The sequence below is a fragment of the Vagococcus acidifermentans genome, from assembly GCF_003987655.1.
GTDB classification, from domain to species: domain Bacteria; phylum Bacillota; class Bacilli; order Lactobacillales; family Vagococcaceae; genus Vagococcus_B; species Vagococcus_B acidifermentans.
Window position 1 is genome coordinate 13014 of sequence record NZ_NGKC01000019.1, and the last position, 18748, is coordinate 31761.

Genomic DNA, 18748 nt, shown 5'->3' on the forward strand with positions numbered 1-18748 from the left:
TGTTGCTCTTGAAAAGAGGGCGGATAAGCACTTTGACTGCTTGCAATATTCATTTTTCAAAAGAAATGATAGCATATTAACAGCTGGATGACAATCATCTTGTTTAAATTTCTGATTAATCAGCCAGCTCTACAACAAGATACCGGTGCGGTTCATTTCCTTCTGAGTATGTTCTTAAATCTTTTTCTGAAGATAAAATTGAATGAATCTGTTTCCGTTCAAATGCCGGCATCGGCTCCAAAAATACCGGCTGACCAGTATCTCTCACTTTTCTCGCAGTATTTTTTGCCAGACGATGAATGATAGCTTCACGTCTTTCACGATAATCCCCCACATTCACAACAACGGACAATCGGCTTTTAATTAAACGGTGAATGTAAACTTGCGACAAATACTGCAATGCGTTGATGACTTTTCCGTGTTTGCCGATCAATAGTCCCTTTTTATCAGTTTCCAAATGATACACAATTTGTCCGCCGCTGCGCTCGATACGAATCATCGCAGGGGCATTAAGCGATTTAGTTATTTCTGTTAAATAGACTGCCAGTTCAGTCATCGCTTCTTCTTCCGTCAGCTCAACTGCTGCTGCAGATTTGACCGGTTGTTGGACTTCTGCAGTCTGTTCAAGCGTATCTTCTTTTTCTTCTTCGATTTCTTCACTCTCAACAGCCGGTTGAACTGGTTCCTTAACTTCAATGGAAACAACAGCTGATTTTTTGCCGATTCCCAAAAATCCTTTTTTACCTTCATCAATTACGTCAATCAACACTGCATCTTTTGAAACATTAAGTGATGAGAGCCCTGCTGCAATGGCTTCTTCCACCGTATCTCCTGTAAACTTAGGCATGTTGGTAACCTCCTTGACAATTTTTATTTTCTTTTTTTCTTAGGACGGTTGGCCTTTCTTAAGGCTTTTTGAAGTTCCCGTTTCCGCTGTTCTTCTTCTTCACGTTCTTTGCGTATTTTAAATGGATTATTAATCAACAATGTTTGCAACACTTGAAAAGCATTTGATACGACCCAGTATAAAGATAAACCGCTCGCGAGGTTGATCGCCATCACAAAAATCATGATCGGCATCCCATAGTTCATCACTTTCATGCTTCCTTGCACTTCAAGTTGTGCCATGCTAGTCAATTTACTACTTAAAAAGGTAAAAATAGCTGCCAAAACAGGTAAAACAAACAAGCGGTCAGGCTCGCTCAAATGCAGCCACAGAAACGTTCCTTCCTGCAAGGACGGTATACGGGAAATAGACTGATAAAGAGCCATCATAATCGGCAGCTGAACAAGCAGCGGCAGACATCCGCTGAACGGATTAACACCATGCTCACTATACAATTTTTGCTGTTCTTCTTGAAGCAGACGAACCGATTCAGAATCCTTTGAAGGATATTTTTCCTGTAGTTCTTTGAGTTTTGGCTGAAGTTCCTGAGTTTTCCGCATGCTCTTATTTTGAAAATGCATAAGAGGTAATAAAATGATTCTTACAACAATAGTAAACAGGATAATACCGATACCCGCATTGCCAAAAGAAAGAAATTTTATCGCCCTTCCAAAATTATAGACGATATATCTATCCCATATTCCCGTACTGCTTTGATCCACTTGTCCCGTACCGCATCCTGTCAGAACAATGATTAAAGCAGCCATTCCTAAAAATAATAATAGCTTTTTCTTTTTATTCACACTTTCAACCTCTTTCACTAGATTAATATATTCGCTAACCGGAGAACATGTATCAAATTTTTCTTCACTTCATCATAAGATAACGATACAATATTCGGTCTCGCGATTACGATAAAATAATAGTTTGGTGGAATATCTTTTTGGATGGACAGTAGTGCCTGGCGGATTAATCGTTTGTATCTGTTTCTGGTCACTGCATTGCCGATTTTTTTCCCAACAGACAAACCGACTTTAAAGTGCCGGCTATTGTCCTGTTTGCTGACATAAACAACAAAATTCCGATTAGCAAAGGAATTTTTTTCATTAATGATATTTTGAAAATCAGATTCTTTTTTTATACGATAGGATTTTTTCATGTAACATCCCTTTTTAATCTACAAAATTATCTATTGCGACATCTATTATAATAGCATAGTTTTGACAAATAAAAACTCATTCTTTAATAAAAAAAATCACTGAAACTTACATCAGTGATTTACGCTGCTAAAACTTTTCTGCCTTTACGGCGTCTGCTTGCCAGTACGCGACGACCATTTTTGGTACTCATACGTTTGCGGAATCCATGAACTTTTTGGCGTTTGCGCTTTTTAGGTTGATATGTTCTTTTCATGTCAATCCACCTCCTAAACTTTCCTACTTATTATCTACTTAGACAGACTACGATATTATACATAATAAAAATGTTATTTGTCAATGTTTTTGCTGAATGTTTCTTTAAAAAGATATGCACACAAGAGAGAAACTTATCCACAAAGATGTGTAAATGATTATTGCCATTTCTAGTTATTTTCAAGTTTCTTATAAGTTATTCACAAATAGACATCCTGTTTACAACTAATCCACTTTTCAAAAACAAATTGTTGAAAACTGTCCTGAATGCCTATACATAGCTTATCCGTTTATGTGGATAACTTGTGGATATTTTTATTTTAGCTTGAATTACCCACAATTTCAATCTGGATGTGGATAAGTATATGTCAATCGTGTTAATTTTTTTTCCACAGGTTGATAATCAGTGGAAAACTTTTTTTTTTAATGCTAGAATAGACAGGAAACAGTTTATTAAGGAGGATAGAAAATGCCCAATATTGATTTCATTTGGAAAGAGTTGGAAAATAGCTATCGTGCTATACTTACGGGGCCGAGCTTTAATGCCTGGATCGAACAGGCCAAGCCGCTCAGTTTGGAAAATAATATTCTGACGATCGAAGTTCCTTCCACACTTCATAAAGACTATTGGGAAAAAAATTTAGCAGGAAAAATCGTTGAAACCGGCTTTAAATTGACAGGAGAAGAAATTACCCCTGTTTTTATTATTCATAGTGACGACAATACTACTGAAAAAAAAGTTGAAAAAAATCATGTCACGCATATTTTACCGAAAAACAGCAAAAAAGCGCTCCTGAATGCTAAATACACATTTGATACCTTTGTCATCGGAAAAGGTAATCAGATGGCACATGCAGCTGCTTTAGTCGTTGCTGAAGACCCGGGAGCAACGTACAATCCACTGTTTTTCTACGGCGGTGTGGGATTAGGCAAAACACACTTGATGCACGCAATCGGTCATCAAATGTTGGCAAATCAACCGGATGCCAAAATAAAATATGTCACCAGCGAAACATTTGCAAATGATTTTATCAACTCAATTCAAAACAGGACATCTGAAGCATTCAGACAAGAATACCGCAATGTTGATCTGCTGCTCGTGGATGATATTCAATTTTTTGCTGACAAAGAAGGGACGCAAGAAGAATTTTTTCATACATTCAACACACTGTACAATGACGGCCGACAAATTGTGCTGACAAGCGACCGGCTGCCTAATGAAATTCCCAAACTTCAGGAACGGCTGATTTCCAGATTTGCATGGGGGTTATCTGTAGACATTACCCCGCCTGATTTGGAAACGAGAATTGCTATTTTGCGTAAAAAAGCAAATTCAGAAGGACTGGAGATACCTGACGACACACTCAGCTACATCGCGGGACAAATCGACTCCAACATCAGAGAATTAGAAGGGGCCTTAGTCAGGGTACAAGCCTATGCTACCATGAACAGTCATGATATCACGACAAGTTTGGCGGCGGATGCGTTAAAAAGTTTGAAGCCGGCTTCTCAAAAAAATCAAATGACCATTTTGCTTATCCAAGAAGAAGTATGCAAATTCTATCATCTGAATTTAAAAGATCTGAAAGGTAAAAAACGAGTTAAATCAATCGTCGTTCCCAGACAAATTGCGATGTATCTTTCTCGTGAACTGACTGACAATTCTTTGCCTAAAATTGGTGCTGAATTTGGCGGGAAAGATCACACGACGGTTATCCATGCCCATGAAAAAATCCAACAATTAATTGAAACAGATCCGATTATCCAAAAAGAAGTCAGTGACATCAAAAATACCTTATTATCTTGACCTGTGGATAACCAAAAGAAAAAAACTCTGGATTATCCACAAGCTATCCACAACCTTATTTTCATAAATTAGTGTGCTTGACAGAGGTTATCCACAGTATCAACACAGCCTACTACTATTACTATTATTTATTACTATAATTAAAAAGGAGACGCACGCATGAAAGTTACCTTAAACAGAGATGTTCTCATTGATGAACTAAGTACAGTACAACGGGCTATTTCAGGAAAAACGACCATTCCTATTTTGACTGGTGTTAAAATCGTCTTAACGGAAGCAGGTTTAACTTTAACAGGAAGTAATGCCAATATTTCTATTGAAGTATTTTTATCAGCAGCTGACGAAAAGGCAGGGTTATTAATTGAACAAACAGGAGCCATCGTCTTACAAGCAAGATTTTTAAGTGATATCATCAGAAAGTTGCCAGAAAAGATTTTGACTTTAGAATTGCAGGAAAACAATCAAGTAACGATTACTTCTGGTAAAGCAGTCTTTAATGTTAATGGACTCAGTGCAGATAATTACCCGCATTTACCAGTCATTGAACAGCAAAATCAATTTAAAATACCTGCTAGGCTGCTAAATAAACTAATTAATGAAACCAGTTTTGCCGTGTCCTTACATGAAAGCCGACCGATACTGACAGGTGTTCATTTTGTATTAGAACAGAATAAATTACTCGCAGTTGCGACGGACAGCCACCGCTTAAGTCAAAGAATTATTGACGTCGAGCCGACGGACCAACAATTTGATATTGTCATTCCTGGAAAAAGCTTGACTGAGCTTTCCCGTTCTTTTAAAGATGAAGAACAGATGGTTGAAATTAGTATTATGGAAAATCAAGTACTGTTTAAAACAGAGAACATGCAGTTTTATTCCAGATTACTGGAAGGCAACTATCCAGATACCAACCGTTTAATTCCTAATAATTTTAATACAGAAATTGAATTCAATGTGCCTAGTCTTCTGGCCGCCATCGACAGAGCCTCTTTACTGTCTCATGAAGGTCGCAGCAACATTATTAAATTAGCCATTGACTCCGAGCAAGTTGTTATTTACGGCAATTCTCCGGAAGTCGGTAATGTGGAAGAAGTTTTATCCTATAATTCTGTTAAAGGAGATCCTTTGGAAATCGCCTTTAATCCAGATTACATGAAAGATGCGTTGAAAGCTTTCGGCAATATTGATATTGTCATCAAATTTATTTCTCCGATCAGAGCCTTTACACTTCAACCAACTGATGACGCCTATCAATTTATTCAACTGATTACGCCTGTAAGAACAAGTTAATTTTCAGAAATCCATTATCATCGCGATAATGGATTTCTTTTTGCTAAAATCGTAATATAATCGTTTTTAAGCGATGAAACTATAAAAATGATAAAACTATCTATTTATCTTAAAATGCCTCAGAAGACAAATTAATAAAGAAAATTTGTTTTTCCCGCTAAAAAAAGGTATAATTATGTATACCAAGTGATAAAGAAGCGGGTGAAAATCATTGAAACAAAAATTCTTTTTAAAAAGTGACTATATAACATTGGGACAGTTCCTAAAGGAAGTAAACGTTATTTCCAGTGGGGGAATGGCTAAGTGGTATTTACAGGAAAATACCGTGCTGGTTGACGGAGAAATAGAACAGCGACGCGGCCGGAAACTCTACACTGGAATGATGATTGACATACCTGAATTAGGTACTTTTTTTATGGAAAAAATGCCCGAACCGTCAGAAGAGGATTTTCATAAATGAACTTAACAAGCATTACGCTGGAAAATTACCGAAATTACGAAAAACTTGCGCTCACGTTTTCCCCCAATCTGAATATTTTTTTAGGAGAAAACGCGCAGGGCAAAACCAATCTGCTTGAAAGTATCTATGTGCTTGCCATGGCCCGCAGCCACCGGACCGCTAATGAAAAAGAGCTGATTCGTTGGCACGAACCTTATGCCAAAATAAAAGGCGAAGTATCAAAAAAAAATGGCACACAATTACTAGAGATGGTCATTTCAAACAAAGGGAAAAAAACCAAACTCAATGATTTGGAACAATCAAAATTAAGTCATTACATAGGCGCTGTTAATGTTATCTTGTTTTCTCCTGAAGATCTTTCTTTGGTAAAAGGGGCTCCTCAAAACAGACGCAAGTTTTTGGACATGGAGATAGGTCAGATTAGCCCGCTTTATTTACACCATTTAAGTTCCTATCAAACAGTGCTCAAACAAAGAAATCATTATTTAAAAAAGATGCCATTAAAGCAAAAAAAAGATCAGACTTATTTGGACATTTTATCAGAACAGCTGTCCGAGTATGGCAGTCATGTGTTGTTTCACAGGCTGTCTTTTTTGAGAAAATTAGAAAGATGGGCAAATGAAATCCATCAGCGGATTTCTTACCGCAAAGAAATACTTACTATATCTTATAAATGTTCAGCCGATATAGAACAGAGCGCCTCTCTTGAAAAAATTCAAGAGAGTTTGTTGAAAAGTTTAAAAGAAAATGAGCAGCGCGACCTTATGAGGCAAACGACCTCTGTCGGTCCTCATAGGGACGACCTTATTTTTAATGTGAATGATTTGAATATCCAAACATACGGGTCTCAAGGACAACAACGGACAACCGCCTTAAGTATCAAGTTAGCCGAAATAGAGCTGATTAATGAAGAAATAGGCGAATATCCGATTTTATTGCTCGATGATGTCTTAAGCGAACTTGACGATGAACGCCAAGTTCATTTGTTGGAATTTATTGAGAGTAAACTGCAAACATTTTTGACCACAACTAATATTTTTCATTTGAAAGAAAAACTGACAATCGAACCTGAAGTTTTTTGGATAAATGACGGAAAAGTAGAAAGGAAACGTGACTAATTTGACGGATGAAAAATTAAATGAAGAAAATGTACATGAATATGATGCCAGTCAGATTCAGGTACTTGAAGGCCTTGAAGCAGTGCGCAAGCGGCCGGGGATGTATATCGGTTCTACTGGTCCGCAGGGACTGCATCATTTGGTCTGGGAAATAGTAGATAATTCAATTGATGAAGCGTTAGCTGGTTATTGCAATGAAATAAACGTCATCATTGAAAAAGATAACAGCATCACTGTGATTGACGACGGCCGGGGGATTCCGGTAGACATTCAAGAGAAAACCGGCAGACCGGCTGTTGAAACAGTACTGACAGTGCTCCATGCAGGCGGTAAATTCGGCGGCGGCGGCTACAAAGTTTCTGGTGGTCTTCATGGTGTCGGTTCATCAGTTGTTAATGCCCTTTCGGAGGAACTCGATGTTAAAATTTATAAAAACGGGTCAATTTATTATCAGGAATACACCCGCGGACAAATCGTCGATGATTTAAAAATCATCGGTGAGAGCGACCTTCACGGTACAACGATTCATTTTAAGCCGGATCGCGAAATATTTACTGAAACTATTGAATTTGATTACAATACGCTGGCGACACGTATTCGAGAATTGGCCTTTTTGAACAGAGGATTAAAAATCACTATTGAAGATAAGCGGGACGGAAAAGAGACTCGTGAGGAATTTTACTACGAAGGTGGAATAAAAAGCTACGTTGAATACTTAAACAGCAATAAAACCGTCCTTTTCGATTCGCCTATTTATACTGAAGGTGAACAAGATGACATTATGGTGGAGGTAGCTATTCAGTATACAGATGGGTTTCATTCCAACTTGTTGAGTTTTGCGAATAACATTCATACTTACGAAGGCGGAACGCATGAATTTGGATTTCGGACGTCATTGACACGGACAATTAACGATTATGCTAAGAGGCAGAAACTTCTTAAAGAAACGGACGATAATTTAAGTGGTGATGATGTGCGTGAAGGTATGACAGCAATCATCTCCATCAAACATCCTGAACCGCAATTTGAGGGCCAGACGAAAACCAAGCTAGGAAATTCAGAAGTTAGAACGGTTACTGACCGCTTGTTTTCTGAAGCATTTAATAAATTTTTATTGGAAAATCCAGATATTGCTAAAAAAATAGTCGACAAAGGTATTTTGGCATCGAAAGCAAGGTTAGCCGCCAAACGCGCAAGGGAAGTCACGCGCCGCAAGGGAGCTCTGGAAATCAGCAGTTTGCCTGGTAAATTAGCAGATTGTTCCAGTCGCATACCGGAAAAATGTGAACTTTTCATCGTTGAGGGAGACTCTGCCGGCGGTTCAGCTAAACAGGGACGAAACCGGGAATTTCAGGCGATTTTACCAATCCGGGGGAAAATTTTAAATGTTGAAAAAGCAAGTATGGAAAAAATTCTTGCTAATGAAGAAATCCGCTCACTATTTACCGCCATGGGCACAGGTTTTGGCGATGATTTTGATGTTTCAAAAGCCCGTTATCATAAATTGGTCATTATGACAGATGCCGATGTGGATGGCGCGCATATCAGAACATTGTTGTTAACATTATTCTACCGTTATATGAGACCAATTGTAGAAGCAGGTTATGTTTATATCGCCCAGCCGCCTCTCTATGGTGTAAAACAAGGGAAGAAAATCACTTACGTGCAGCCGGGGAAAGATGCGGATGCCAGATTGGCAGAAACACTTGCTTCTTTACCAGCTAATCCTAAACCGAGTGTTCAGCGATACAAAGGGCTGGGGGAAATGGATTTCCACCAATTATGGGAGACGACAATGGATCCTGAAAGACGGACGATGTTGCGAGTCAGCATTGATGATGCCATTAAAGCAGATCAAATATTTGAAATGCTTATGGGGGATAGAGTGGAGCCAAGGCGTGAATTTATTGAGGCAAATGCGCATTATGTTAAGAACTTAGATGTTTAATTAGATGTGAAGGAGACACTTTCATGACTGAAGAATATAGTAATAGAATTAAAGACGTAAACTTAACAAGTGAAATGGAAGAATCGTTTATCGATTATGCCATGAGCGTCATTGTTTCTCGTGCATTGCCGGATGTAAGAGACGGCTTGAAACCTGTTCATCGGCGGATCTTGTATGGGATGAATGAAATGGGTGTCACACCAGATAAACCGCACAAAAAATCAGCCCGTATAGTCGGTGATGTCATGGGGAAATACCACCCGCATGGTGACAGTGCGATTTACGAATCAATGGTAAGGATGGCACAACCCTTCAGTTACCGCAACATGTTGGTTGATGGACATGGGAACTTTGGTTCTGTGGACGGTGACGGAGCGGCGGCAATGCGTTATACAGAAGCAAGAATGAGTAAAATAGCTGTTGAAATGCTCCGCGACATTAATAAGAATACGGTCAATTTTCAAAATAACTATGATGAAACAGAGAAAGAGCCGGAAGTTTTGCCGTCAAGATTTCCCAATCTGTTGGTAAACGGCACAACAGGGATTGCAGTGGGGATGGCAACTAATATTCCGCCCCACAACTTAGGCGAAGTAATTGATGCCGTTCAATTGTTGATGACGAATAAAGATGTCACAACAACAGAATTAATGGAAGTTTTACCTGGTCCCGATTTTCCGACCGGCGGCCTGGTGATGGGAAAATCTGGGATTCGCAAAGCATATGAGACCGGCAAAGGCTCTATTATCGTTCGGGCAAAAGCGGATATAACAGAAATGCCTAATGGGAAAGAACGGATTATCGTTACTGAAATTCCATATATGGTGAATAAGGCTAAATTGATTGAACGGATTGCCAATCTTCACAGAGAGAAAAGAGTTGAAGGTATAACAGATTTGCGCGATGAATCATCGCGGGAAGGTATGCGGATTGTTATTGATGTACGGCGGGATGTCAGTGCATCAGTTGTACTAAATAATTTATACAAATTGACTTCACTTCAAACTTCTTTTGGGTTTAATATGCTGGCGATTGTCAATGGCGTACCTAAAATTTTGGGATTGAAGAGTATTCTTGAGTATTATCTTGCCCATCAAGAAGAAGTGATTACTCGAAGAACACAATTCGATAAAGATAAAGCGGAAGCACGTGCCCATATTTTAGAAGGCTTGCGTATCGCTTTAGACCATATTGATGAAATTATTAAAATCATTCGTTCTTCTCAATCCGATGACATTGCAAAAACTACTTTAATGACAGAGTTTGCATTGTCTGACCGCCAAGCCCAAGCTATATTGGACATGAGATTACGTCGTTTGACAGGTTTGGAAAGAGAAAAAATTGAAAAAGAATATCAAGAATTGCTGGTATTGATTGCCGATTTAGCGGATATTCTATCCAATCCTCAGCGGGTGCTGGACATCATCTCAACCGAATTGGACGAAATAAAACTCAAATTCAGCGATGAACGTCGAACCGAACTTTTAGTGGGAGAAGTATTAAGTTTGGAAGATGAAGACTTGATCGAAGAAGAAGACATAGTGATTACTTTGACTCATAACGGGTATATCAAACGTCTGCCAAGTACTGAATTCCGTGCACAAAGGCGGGGCGGACGCGGCGTTCAAGGAATGAGCATTCATGATGATGATTTCATAGAAAATATTATTTCCTGCTCGACCCATGATACGCTCCTGATTTTCACGAACACTGGGAAAGTTTATCGAGCCAAGGGCTATGAAATTCCTGAATACGGACGTACAGCTAAGGGAATTCCAATTATCAATCTGCTGGGCATTGATTCGTCTGAAAGAGTACAAGCAATCATTGGCGTTGAGGGAAAAGCAGAAGCCGGCAAGTATCTCTTTTTTACAACAAAAATGGGAACTGTCAAACGAACCTCAGTGATGGCATTTTCCAATATTAGAAGTAATGGTCTAAAAGCTATTACACTGAAAGATGACGATGAACTGATTAATGTCATACCAACTGACGGGCAGCAACATATTATTATCGGTACCCATCAGGGATACTCGATTACTTTTTCTGAAACAGCTGTGAGAGATATGGGAAGAAACGCGACAGGAGTCAGAGGCATTCGTTTAAGGGAAAATGATTATGTCATTGGCATGGATGTCATCACGCAAGAAAAAGAAGTTCTTGTTATCACAGAAAAAGGTTATGGCAAGCGCACGTTGGGATCTGAATATCCAGTGAAAGGCCGTGGCGGCAAAGGTGTAAAAACAGCAAACATTACCAGCAAAAACGGCGGACTCGCAGGACTGACAACAGTCAGTGGTGAAGAAGATATTTTAGTCATCACAGACAAAGGAGTTATCATCCGCTTTAATGTAGAGTCTGTTTCGCAAACTGGCCGTGCAACTCAGGGAGTGCGACTGATTAAACTTGAAAAAGATGCGACAGTTGCTACAATGGCAAAATTAGACGCAGATGAAGAGGAAATTGAAGAAGAAGAGTAATCTTCTTCTTTTTCTTGCCGCCGGACTTGATTTTATGTCAGGAAAAATGTATAATTAACAGCTGTTAGTAGACTGAAACAGTCTTACTTTCCTTGCTCTCAATTTCAATTGAGAGCCTTATAGTCCAGGAGGAGGTGAATATCAATGAGTCAGGCAGTTAATTACGAAATTCTGTATATTATCCGTCCTAACATTGATGAAGAAGCAAAAACAGCTCTAGTAGATCGTTTTGATGCAATTTTGAAAGACAATGGCGCTGAAGTTTTGGAATCTAAACTTTGGGAAAAACGTCGTTTAGCTTACGAAATTCAAGATTTCAAAGAAGGCATCTATCACATTGTTAAAGTTTCTTCAGAAAATGCTCAAGCGATTGACGAGTTTGATCGTTTAGCTAAGATCAACGATGACATCTTGCGTCATATGATCATCAAAGAAGAAAAATAATGTTTCACGTGAAACATTAATACGAAGGGAGATGAACAAATGATTAATAATGTTGTTTTGGTAGGAAGACTAACTCGCGATCCGGATTTGCGTTATACGCCAAGTGGTGCAGCAGTTGCAACATTTAACCTAGCTGTTAATCGGAATTTCACAAACCAAAGCGGTGAAAGAGAAGCTGATTTTATTAATTGTGTCATCTGGAGAAAATCAGCTGAAACACTGGCTAATTATGCGCGCAAAGGAACTCTGCTTGGAGTGACCGGACGTATTCAGACTCGTAACTATGAAAATCAACAAGGTCAAAGAGTTTACGTTACTGAAGTAGTTTGCGATAATTTCCAATTGTTAGAATCAAAGAGTGCCTCTGAACAACGTCAACAGCAGTTTTCTGGTGGTAACTTTGGACAATCAAACCAGAGTAACTTTAATCAAAATGACCAATCGTTTGGGCAAACTTCGTCAAACACAAAAAATGAGATGCCGAATTTTGATAGAGATGTCAATCCGTTTGGCAGTGCATCCAATATTGATATTTCGGACGACGATTTACCATTCTAAAACGAACAGGAGGAGCTACATTGGCACAACCAAGAAGAGGTGGCAGAAAGCGCCGTAAGGTCTGTTATTTTTCTGCAAATCACATAGATTATATCGATTATAAAGATGTTGAATTATTGCAAAGATTTGTTTCTGAAAGAGGTAAAATCTTACCAAGACGTGTTACAGGAACATGTGCAAAACATCAGCGGAAATTAACAACAGCAATTAAAAGAGCCCGTATCATGGGTTTGCTACCATTTGTTAGTGAAGATTAATAGATAAAAAGTATTTACGGTATCGTAAATACTTTTTTTGTTTCACGTGAAACATTTTTCTGAGTTTATGTTACATAAATTGTGTGGTAGAATTAGTTGGAATGACTAACTTATTTGGATAAGAAAGGTTGACAAAATATGAAGGTTATTTTTTTGAAAGATGTAAAAGGAAAAGGGAAAAAAGGCGAAGTTAAAGAAGTGGCGCTGGGCTATGCACAAAACTTTTTGATTAAAAAAGGCTACGCTGTTGAAGCGACACCGCAAGCTTTAAGCGAATTGAAAGGCCAAAAACAGGCTCAGGCAAAAAAAGAGGCTGAGGAATTGGAAGAGGCGACTCAGCTGAAACAAAAGATTGAGGCAGATGATTTTGTTGTTACGCTTACGTCGAAAGCAGGAGAGGATGGTAGATTGTTTGGTTCGATTCCATCCAAGCAAATTGCCGAAGCTTTGGAAAAGCAGCATGGTATTAAACTTGATAAACGAAAAATGGATTTGCCTCAACCGATTAAGTCATTGGGATTTACCAATGTCCCAGTAAAACTATATAAAAATGTGACGGCAACATTGAGAGTACATGTCGTTGAGTAAGAGATATGTTTAGGAGTCGTTAGAATGGAAAGTATACAGCAAAATAGAATTCCTCCTCAAAATATTGAAGCTGAGCAAGCGGTATTAGGTTCAGTTTTTTTGGATACAGATGCGATTATTGAAGCGATGGAGTATATTGAAGCAAAAGATTTTTACCGACACTCCCATCAGCTGATTTTCCAGACAATGGTTGACCTTAACAATAAGAATGAAGCAGTTGATGCAATTACAGTTAAGGATGCTCTGGAACAACAAAATTTGCTTGAAGATATTGGTGGTCTAGCTTATTTATCAGAGCTGACACTAATTGTTCCAACAGCGGCTAACATTGCTTACTATGCTAAAATTGTTGAACAAAAATCATTATTGCGAAATCTTATTCAAACAGCCACTGATATTGTTACAAGTGGATTTGAACAAGATGAAGATGTGGAAGCTATTTTAGATACAGCTGAGCAAAAAATACTGGAAGTTTCCGAAAAAAGAAATAGAAGCGGCTTTTTAGCCATTGCAGATGTTTTGAATACATCTATCGGGCAGATTGAAAAGTTATCCCAGCAAGGAGAAGCAATAACAGGTTTGCCGACTGGTTATCATGCTTTGGATAAAATGACTGCTGGTTTGCAACCAGAAGAATTAATCATATTAGCAGCAAGACCGGCTGTAGGGAAGACAGCATTTGCGTTGAATATTGCGCAAAATATTGGTACAAAGACTGATAAAGCTGTGGCGATTTTTAGTTTGGAAATGAGTGCAGAATCATTGGTCAATCGTATGCTTTGTGCAGAAGGACTGATTGAAGCGTCTCATTTGAAAACAGGGCAATTAACAGATGAAGAATGGGACAACATTATTGTTGCAATGGGCAGTTTGTCAAAGGCAAGCATTTTTATTGATGACACACCGGGGATTAAAATTTCAGAAATACGTGCAAAGTGTCGTAAACTTTCTCAAGAACAAGGCAACTTAGGCCTGATTTTAATTGATTATTTGCAGTTGATAGAAGGTAATGGCAAAGAAAACCGTCAACAAGAAGTTTCAGATATTTCAAGACAATTGAAAAAGTTATCCAAAGAGCTAAAAGTTCCCGTCATTGCTCTTTCCCAGCTGTCCCGTGGTGTTGAACAACGGCAAGATAAGCGCCCGGTATTAAGTGACATTCGTGAATCCGGATCCATTGAACAGGATGCTGATATCGTTGCATTCCTGTATCGGGATGATTATTATCAAAGGGAAGGTGATGACGACAACGGCGAAGCTGTACAGGAATCTAACAACATCATTGAAGTTATCATAGAGAAAAACCGAAGCGGTGCCAGAGGGACTGTTGAATTGCTGTTTATTAAAGAATACAATAAGTTTTCGTCACTATCTTCCCGTGATGATTATTAATGTTCGTGTTTAGAATAATTGTATTTGAAATAAAACTATAAATGTTCGAAAATAATTGATTTATATCTGTTTTGTTGTTACAATAGTTAAGTATTAATAATGAATGGAGTGTTCTTATGTCTTCAGTAGTAGTTGTCGGGACGCAGTGGGGCGACGAAGGAAAAGGTAAAATTACTGATTTCCTGAGTGAAAATGCCGAAGTTATTGCACGCTATCAGGGTGGTGACAATGCCGGTCACACCATTAAATTTGATGGAGTAACGTATAAGCTGCATTTAATTCCTTCAGGCATTTTTTATAAAGAAAAGATTAGCGTCATAGGAAACGGTGTTGTCATTAATCCGAAGTCTTTAGTCAAAGAAATAAAATATCTGCATGATCAACATGTCTCCACAGATAATCTACGTATTTCTGACAGAGCACACGTTATATTGCCATATCATATTAAACTTGATCAATTGCAAGAAGATGCTAAAGGTGACAACAAAATAGGGACGACAATCAAAGGAATTGGTCCGGCTTATATGGATAAAGCTGCACGTGTAGGAATTAGAATTGCAGATTTATTGGATAAAGAAATTTTCGCTGAACGATTAAAAATCAATTTGGACGAAAAAAATCAGCAATTTACAAAAGTATATGGCTGTGACCCAATGCTTTTTGAGGATATCTTTGAAGAGTATTATGAATACGGACAGCAAATCAAACAATATGTGACCGATACGTCTGTGATATTGAATGATGCGCTTGATAACGGTAAGCGGGTTTTATTTGAGGGTGCACAAGGAGTCATGCTTGACATTGACCAAGGCACATATCCATTTGTCACATCATCAAATCCGGTTGCTGGCGGGGTCACTATCGGTAGTGGTGTAGGACCATCAAAAATCAATAAAGTAGTGGGAGTTTGTAAAGCATATACGTCACGTGTGGGTGACGGGCCATTTCCAACAGAGCTGTTTGATGAAACAGGTGAACAAATTCGTGAGGTTGGCCGCGAGTACGGGACAACCACAGGAAGACCGCGACGCGTCGGCTGGTTTGACAGTGTCGTCATGCGCCATTCAAAACGCGTGTCGGGAATTACTAACCTTTCATTGAACTCTATCGATGTATTAAGCGGATTGCCGACAGTAAAAATTTGTGTAGCCTATGATTTGGATGGCGAAAAAATTTATCATTATCCTGCAAGCTTAAAAGACTTATCCCGTTGCAAACCAATTTATGAAGAACTTCCTGGTTGGGATGAAGATATCACCGGCTGCAAATCATTATCAGATTTGCCGGAAAATGCACGGCAGTATGTTCATAGAATAGCAGAACTGGTTGGAGTGAGAATTTCAACATTCTCTGTTGGACCAGACCGCTCACAAACGAACGTACTTGAAAGTGTTTGGGCACAATAGTTAAAAAAGAAGAAGTCTCAGACTTCTTCTTTTTTACTAGTGAATGATATAATGTATGTAAAACAAGATTGGAGGTAAGAAACATGAAAAGCAGCTTTGATGTGATGACCGATTCTTGCTGTGACTTGCCTTATACATTGTTAAAGAAAAATAATGTTCGCTATGTCAGCATGACTATCAATCTAAATGATCAAGAATATACAGATGATTTAGGGGAGAATTTTGATTATGAGTGGTTTATGGCACAACTTATAGATGGCCAGATGCCAAGTACTTCTCAAATCAATATCGGCACTTATTTAACGGCTTTTGAACCGTATAAGAACAGCACGACACCATTGCTGTATATTTGTTTTTCATCCGCTTTGAGCGGTTCATACAACAATGCGCAGGCAGCTTTGAATTTATTAAAAGAAACGCATCCCGATATTCCCGTCACGATAGTTGATTCCAAAGCCGCTTGTTTAGGCGAGGGATTTCTTGTCTATGAAATTATTAAATTGAGAAATCAAGGGAAAAGTTTAGCGGACGCGCTGGAATGGTTAGACACTCATCTAATGTTTTTACATTCATGGGTGACGGTGAATGATTTAGCCCATTTGGAGCGAGGGGGCAGAATTTCTAAAACGACAGCGGCTATTGGCGGGTTAATGAAAATTAAACCTATTATTATTGTTAACCGAAAAGGACAGCTGATTAATGTTGGTAAAGTACGGGGCAGAAAAAAAGCTCTTGAGAAGGTTGTTGATGAAACTCTGAAGGGAATCAACAAAGCTTATGGTATTTTTATAGCTCATGCAGGTGACTTGGCTGCGGCCGAGTATGTGGCAGGACTGCTGAAAGAAAAATCTCCAACGCAGGAAATCACTGTGATGAAAATGGGACCAACAATCGCCAGCCATACAGGACAAGGTGCCATTGCAATTTTTTCATTCGGAAAAGAGCGGCAATCATAAATTTCATAAAAACTAAAAGCTTGCACTATCTGAATAACAGATAGTGCAAGCTTTTATTCATTTAAAATATTTTTGCTATTTGTTGCTGCACCGTCGGATTTTCCAAAAAGTCATCATAAGTCGTTTCTGCCCGGTCGACTACACCATTGTTAGATACTGCAATGATGCGGTTAGCTGTTGTCTGAATGAACTGATGGTCATGGGAAGCAAATAGAATAGCTCCTTTAAATGCGATTAAACCATCATTAAGAGCTGTGATAGATTCCAGATCCAAATGATTGGTCGGATCATCTAAAACCAGTACGTTGGCTTTCGACAACATCATTTTCGACAGCATGCAGCGTACTTTTTCACCGCCGGATAGGACATTAACCGGTTTAAGAACTTCATCTCCGGAAAAGAGCATGCGCCCTAAAAATCCTCGCAGGAAGGTGTTGTCATCTTCTTCTTTTGCTGCATATTGGCGAAGCCAATCTAAAATCGTTTGTGTATTATTATCAAATTCACTAGAACTGTCTTTTGGCAAATAAGCACGGCTTGTGGTCACTCCCCACTTGACAGAACCGCTGTCGGGAGTCATTTCTCCCATGATTATTTTAAACAGAACCGTTGTGGTGATGTCATCTTTGGCAATAAAAGCAACTTTGTCTTGTTTATTTAATGTGAACGAGACATTATCAAGGATTTTCTTTCCATCAATTGTTTTTGAAATGTTGTCAACAATCAGTAAGTCGTTGCCGATCTCCCGTTCAGGACTGAAAGCCACGTAAGGATACCGTCGGGAAGAAGGCTGAATATCTTCTAAAGTAATTTTTTCCAACATCTTTTTACGAGATGTCGCTTGTTTTGATTTTGAAGCATTCGCACTGAAGCGAGCGATAAACTCTTGAAGTTCCTTTATTTTTTCTTCTTTTTTCGCATTTTGATCAGCCAAGAGTTTGGCTGCTAATTGACTGGATTCCAGCCAAAAATCATAGTTGCCGACAAAAAGCTTGATTTTTCCAAAATCTAAATCAGCCATGTGTGTGCATACTTTATTTAAAAAGTGACGGTCATGAGAAACGGTAATAACAGTATTATCAAAATTAATCAAAAATTCTTCCAACCAGGCAATGGATTGTACATCCAGTCCATTGGTAGGCTCGTCCAGCAGGAGAACATCAGGTTTCCCAAATAATGCTTGAGCAAGCAGCACTTTAATTTTCTGTCCGGCTGAAAGCTCAGACATTTTTAAATGATGCAAGTCTTCGGGAATATTTAAACCTTGTAACAGTGAAGCAGCTTCAGGCTCAGCTTCCCAGCCATTCAGTTCAGCAAACTCACCTTCCAGTTCAGCTGCTTTGATGCCGTCTTCGTCGGAAAAATCTTCTTTCATATAAATGGCATTTTTTTCTTGCATAATGTCGTATAAACGTTTGTGTCCCATGATAACTGTTTCCAAAACAGAATAATCTTCATAATCAAAGTGATTTTGCTTTAATGTAGCAAGTCGTTCATCAGGTCCGAGAGTGACTGTACCGGTAGTTGGTTCAATTTCACCTGCCAAAATTTTCAAAAATGTTGATTTTCCTGCACCGTTTGCACCAATTAGACCGTAGCAATTTCCAGGAGTGAATTTAATATTGACTTCATCAAATAATTTTCTATCTGAAAATTGTAAACTAACATCAGTTACTGTGATCATTTACATACCTCAATTCTTTCTTTTCCACTATCTATCCATACTTCAAGAATTATAACGGGCTT

18 protein-coding genes are annotated in these 18748 nt (G+C 38.7%); 13 read left to right on the forward strand and 5 right to left on the reverse strand.

What is annotated here, in order from left to right:
- Positions 1-115: 115 nt before the first annotated feature.
- The 4 genes from jag to rpmH all read right to left on the reverse strand — a co-directional run bounded on the left by jag (position 116) and on the right by rpmH (position 2299).
- Positions 116-847: an RNA-binding cell elongation regulator Jag/EloR gene (jag, locus tag CBF27_RS12735; RefSeq protein WP_126814900.1), complete on the reverse strand. Its 732-nt coding sequence runs from the start codon at positions 845-847 to the stop codon at positions 116-118.
- A 23-nt stretch (positions 848-870) separates the two neighbouring features.
- The gene (locus tag CBF27_RS12740; protein ID WP_126814902.1) at positions 871-1689 is read right to left on the reverse strand and encodes a YidC/Oxa1 family membrane protein insertase; all 819 of its coding nucleotides are present in this window, start codon (positions 1687-1689) and stop codon (positions 871-873) included.
- A 17-nt stretch (positions 1690-1706) separates the two neighbouring features.
- A complete protein-coding gene (gene rnpA, locus CBF27_RS12745) occupies positions 1707-2045 on the reverse strand; it encodes a ribonuclease P protein component (RefSeq protein ID WP_126814904.1) in 339 nt (112 codons plus the stop codon).
- Positions 2046-2164: 119 nt separating this feature from the next.
- Entirely contained in the window at positions 2165-2299 is a 135-nt protein-coding gene (gene rpmH / locus CBF27_RS12750) for a 50S ribosomal protein L34 (RefSeq protein WP_071457793.1), read from the reverse strand.
- Positions 2300-2767: 468 nt separating this feature from the next.
- Here rpmH and dnaA point away from each other — a divergent pair, with 468 nt between their 5' ends.
- The 13 genes from dnaA to CBF27_RS12815 all read left to right on the forward strand — a co-directional run bounded on the left by dnaA (position 2768) and on the right by CBF27_RS12815 (position 17002).
- Positions 2768-4105 (forward strand): chromosomal replication initiator protein DnaA, encoded by a 1338-nt coding sequence (gene dnaA / locus CBF27_RS12755; RefSeq protein WP_126814906.1) that lies wholly within the window; start codon positions 2768-2770, stop codon positions 4103-4105.
- Between the two features lie 159 nt (positions 4106-4264).
- Positions 4265-5395 carry a DNA polymerase III subunit beta gene (gene dnaN / locus CBF27_RS12760; RefSeq protein ID WP_126814908.1) on the forward strand — a complete coding sequence of 377 codons (1131 nt, stop codon included), beginning with the start codon at positions 4265-4267 and terminating at the stop codon, positions 5393-5395.
- A gap of 211 nt (positions 5396-5606) precedes the next feature.
- A complete protein-coding gene (gene yaaA, locus CBF27_RS12765; protein ID WP_126814910.1) occupies positions 5607-5855 on the forward strand; it encodes a S4 domain-containing protein YaaA in 249 nt (82 codons plus the stop codon).
- Complete coding sequence (recF, locus tag CBF27_RS12770; protein ID WP_126814912.1) at positions 5852-6973, forward strand: DNA replication/repair protein RecF; 1122 nt, start codon at positions 5852-5854, stop codon at positions 6971-6973. The genes yaaA and recF overlap by 4 nt, the downstream gene beginning before the upstream one ends.
- 1 nt (position 6974) lies before the next feature.
- On the forward strand, positions 6975-8921 hold the full coding sequence (gyrB, locus tag CBF27_RS12775; RefSeq protein ID WP_126814952.1) for a DNA topoisomerase (ATP-hydrolyzing) subunit B: 1947 nt from the start codon (positions 6975-6977) through the stop codon (positions 8919-8921).
- A gap of 23 nt (positions 8922-8944) precedes the next feature.
- Positions 8945-11401: a DNA gyrase subunit A gene (gyrA, locus tag CBF27_RS12780; protein ID WP_126814914.1), complete on the forward strand. Its 2457-nt coding sequence runs from the start codon at positions 8945-8947 to the stop codon at positions 11399-11401.
- A gap of 144 nt (positions 11402-11545) precedes the next feature.
- The gene (gene rpsF / locus CBF27_RS12785) at positions 11546-11845 is read left to right on the forward strand and encodes a 30S ribosomal protein S6 (protein ID WP_126814916.1); all 300 of its coding nucleotides are present in this window, start codon (positions 11546-11548) and stop codon (positions 11843-11845) included.
- A gap of 39 nt (positions 11846-11884) precedes the next feature.
- Positions 11885-12403: a single-stranded DNA-binding protein gene (gene ssb, locus CBF27_RS12790; protein ID WP_126814918.1), complete on the forward strand. Its 519-nt coding sequence runs from the start codon at positions 11885-11887 to the stop codon at positions 12401-12403.
- Between the two features lie 20 nt (positions 12404-12423).
- Positions 12424-12660 carry a 30S ribosomal protein S18 gene (gene rpsR / locus CBF27_RS12795; RefSeq protein WP_126814920.1) on the forward strand — a complete coding sequence of 79 codons (237 nt, stop codon included), beginning with the start codon at positions 12424-12426 and terminating at the stop codon, positions 12658-12660.
- Between the two features lie 138 nt (positions 12661-12798).
- A complete protein-coding gene (gene rplI, locus CBF27_RS12800; protein WP_126814922.1) occupies positions 12799-13248 on the forward strand; it encodes a 50S ribosomal protein L9 in 450 nt (149 codons plus the stop codon).
- 24 nt (positions 13249-13272) lie between these two features.
- Positions 13273-14640: a replicative DNA helicase gene (gene dnaB / locus CBF27_RS12805; RefSeq protein WP_126814924.1), complete on the forward strand. Its 1368-nt coding sequence runs from the start codon at positions 13273-13275 to the stop codon at positions 14638-14640.
- 116 nt (positions 14641-14756) lie between these two features.
- A complete protein-coding gene (locus CBF27_RS12810; RefSeq protein WP_126814926.1) occupies positions 14757-16046 on the forward strand; it encodes an adenylosuccinate synthase in 1290 nt (429 codons plus the stop codon).
- Between the two features lie 83 nt (positions 16047-16129).
- Positions 16130-17002, forward strand: a complete 873-nt coding sequence (locus tag CBF27_RS12815) for a DegV family protein (protein ID WP_126814928.1) — start codon at positions 16130-16132, stop codon at positions 17000-17002.
- Positions 17003-17063: 61 nt separating this feature from the next.
- Here CBF27_RS12815 and CBF27_RS12820 read toward each other — a convergent pair whose 3' ends face one another.
- Positions 17064-18686, reverse strand: coding sequence for an ABC-F family ATP-binding cassette domain-containing protein (locus CBF27_RS12820; protein WP_126814930.1), 1623 nt, complete (start codon positions 18684-18686; stop codon positions 17064-17066).
- Positions 18687-18748 lie beyond the last annotated feature (62 nt).

Bases quoted from the DNA above. Each gene is read 5' to 3' on its own strand.
- jag (WP_126814900.1), bottom strand. From the start codon at position 847: ATGCCTAAGTTTACAGGAGATACGGTGGAAGAAGCCATTGCAGCAGGG.
- ssb (WP_126814918.1), top strand. From the start codon at position 11,885: ATGATTAATAATGTTGTTTTGGTAGGAAGACTAACTCGCGATCCGGAT.
- CBF27_RS12820 (WP_126814930.1), bottom strand. From the start codon at position 18,686: ATGATCACAGTAACTGATGTTAGTTTACAATTTTCAGATAGAAAATTA.
- recF (WP_126814912.1), top strand. From the start codon at position 5,852: ATGAACTTAACAAGCATTACGCTGGAAAATTACCGAAATTACGAAAAA.
- gyrA (WP_126814914.1), top strand. From the start codon at position 8,945: ATGACTGAAGAATATAGTAATAGAATTAAAGACGTAAACTTAACAAGT.
- CBF27_RS12815 (WP_126814928.1), top strand. From the start codon at position 16,130: ATGAAAAGCAGCTTTGATGTGATGACCGATTCTTGCTGTGACTTGCCT.
- dnaN (WP_126814908.1), top strand. From the start codon at position 4,265: ATGAAAGTTACCTTAAACAGAGATGTTCTCATTGATGAACTAAGTACA.
- dnaB (WP_126814924.1), top strand. From the start codon at position 13,273: ATGGAAAGTATACAGCAAAATAGAATTCCTCCTCAAAATATTGAAGCT.
- rplI (WP_126814922.1), top strand. From the start codon at position 12,799: ATGAAGGTTATTTTTTTGAAAGATGTAAAAGGAAAAGGGAAAAAAGGC.
- rpmH (WP_071457793.1), bottom strand. From the start codon at position 2,299: ATGAAAAGAACATATCAACCTAAAAAGCGCAAACGCCAAAAAGTTCAT.
- rnpA (WP_126814904.1), bottom strand. From the start codon at position 2,045: ATGAAAAAATCCTATCGTATAAAAAAAGAATCTGATTTTCAAAATATC.
- CBF27_RS12810 (WP_126814926.1), top strand. From the start codon at position 14,757: ATGTCTTCAGTAGTAGTTGTCGGGACGCAGTGGGGCGACGAAGGAAAA.
- rpsF (WP_126814916.1), top strand. From the start codon at position 11,546: ATGAGTCAGGCAGTTAATTACGAAATTCTGTATATTATCCGTCCTAAC.
- dnaA (WP_126814906.1), top strand. From the start codon at position 2,768: ATGCCCAATATTGATTTCATTTGGAAAGAGTTGGAAAATAGCTATCGT.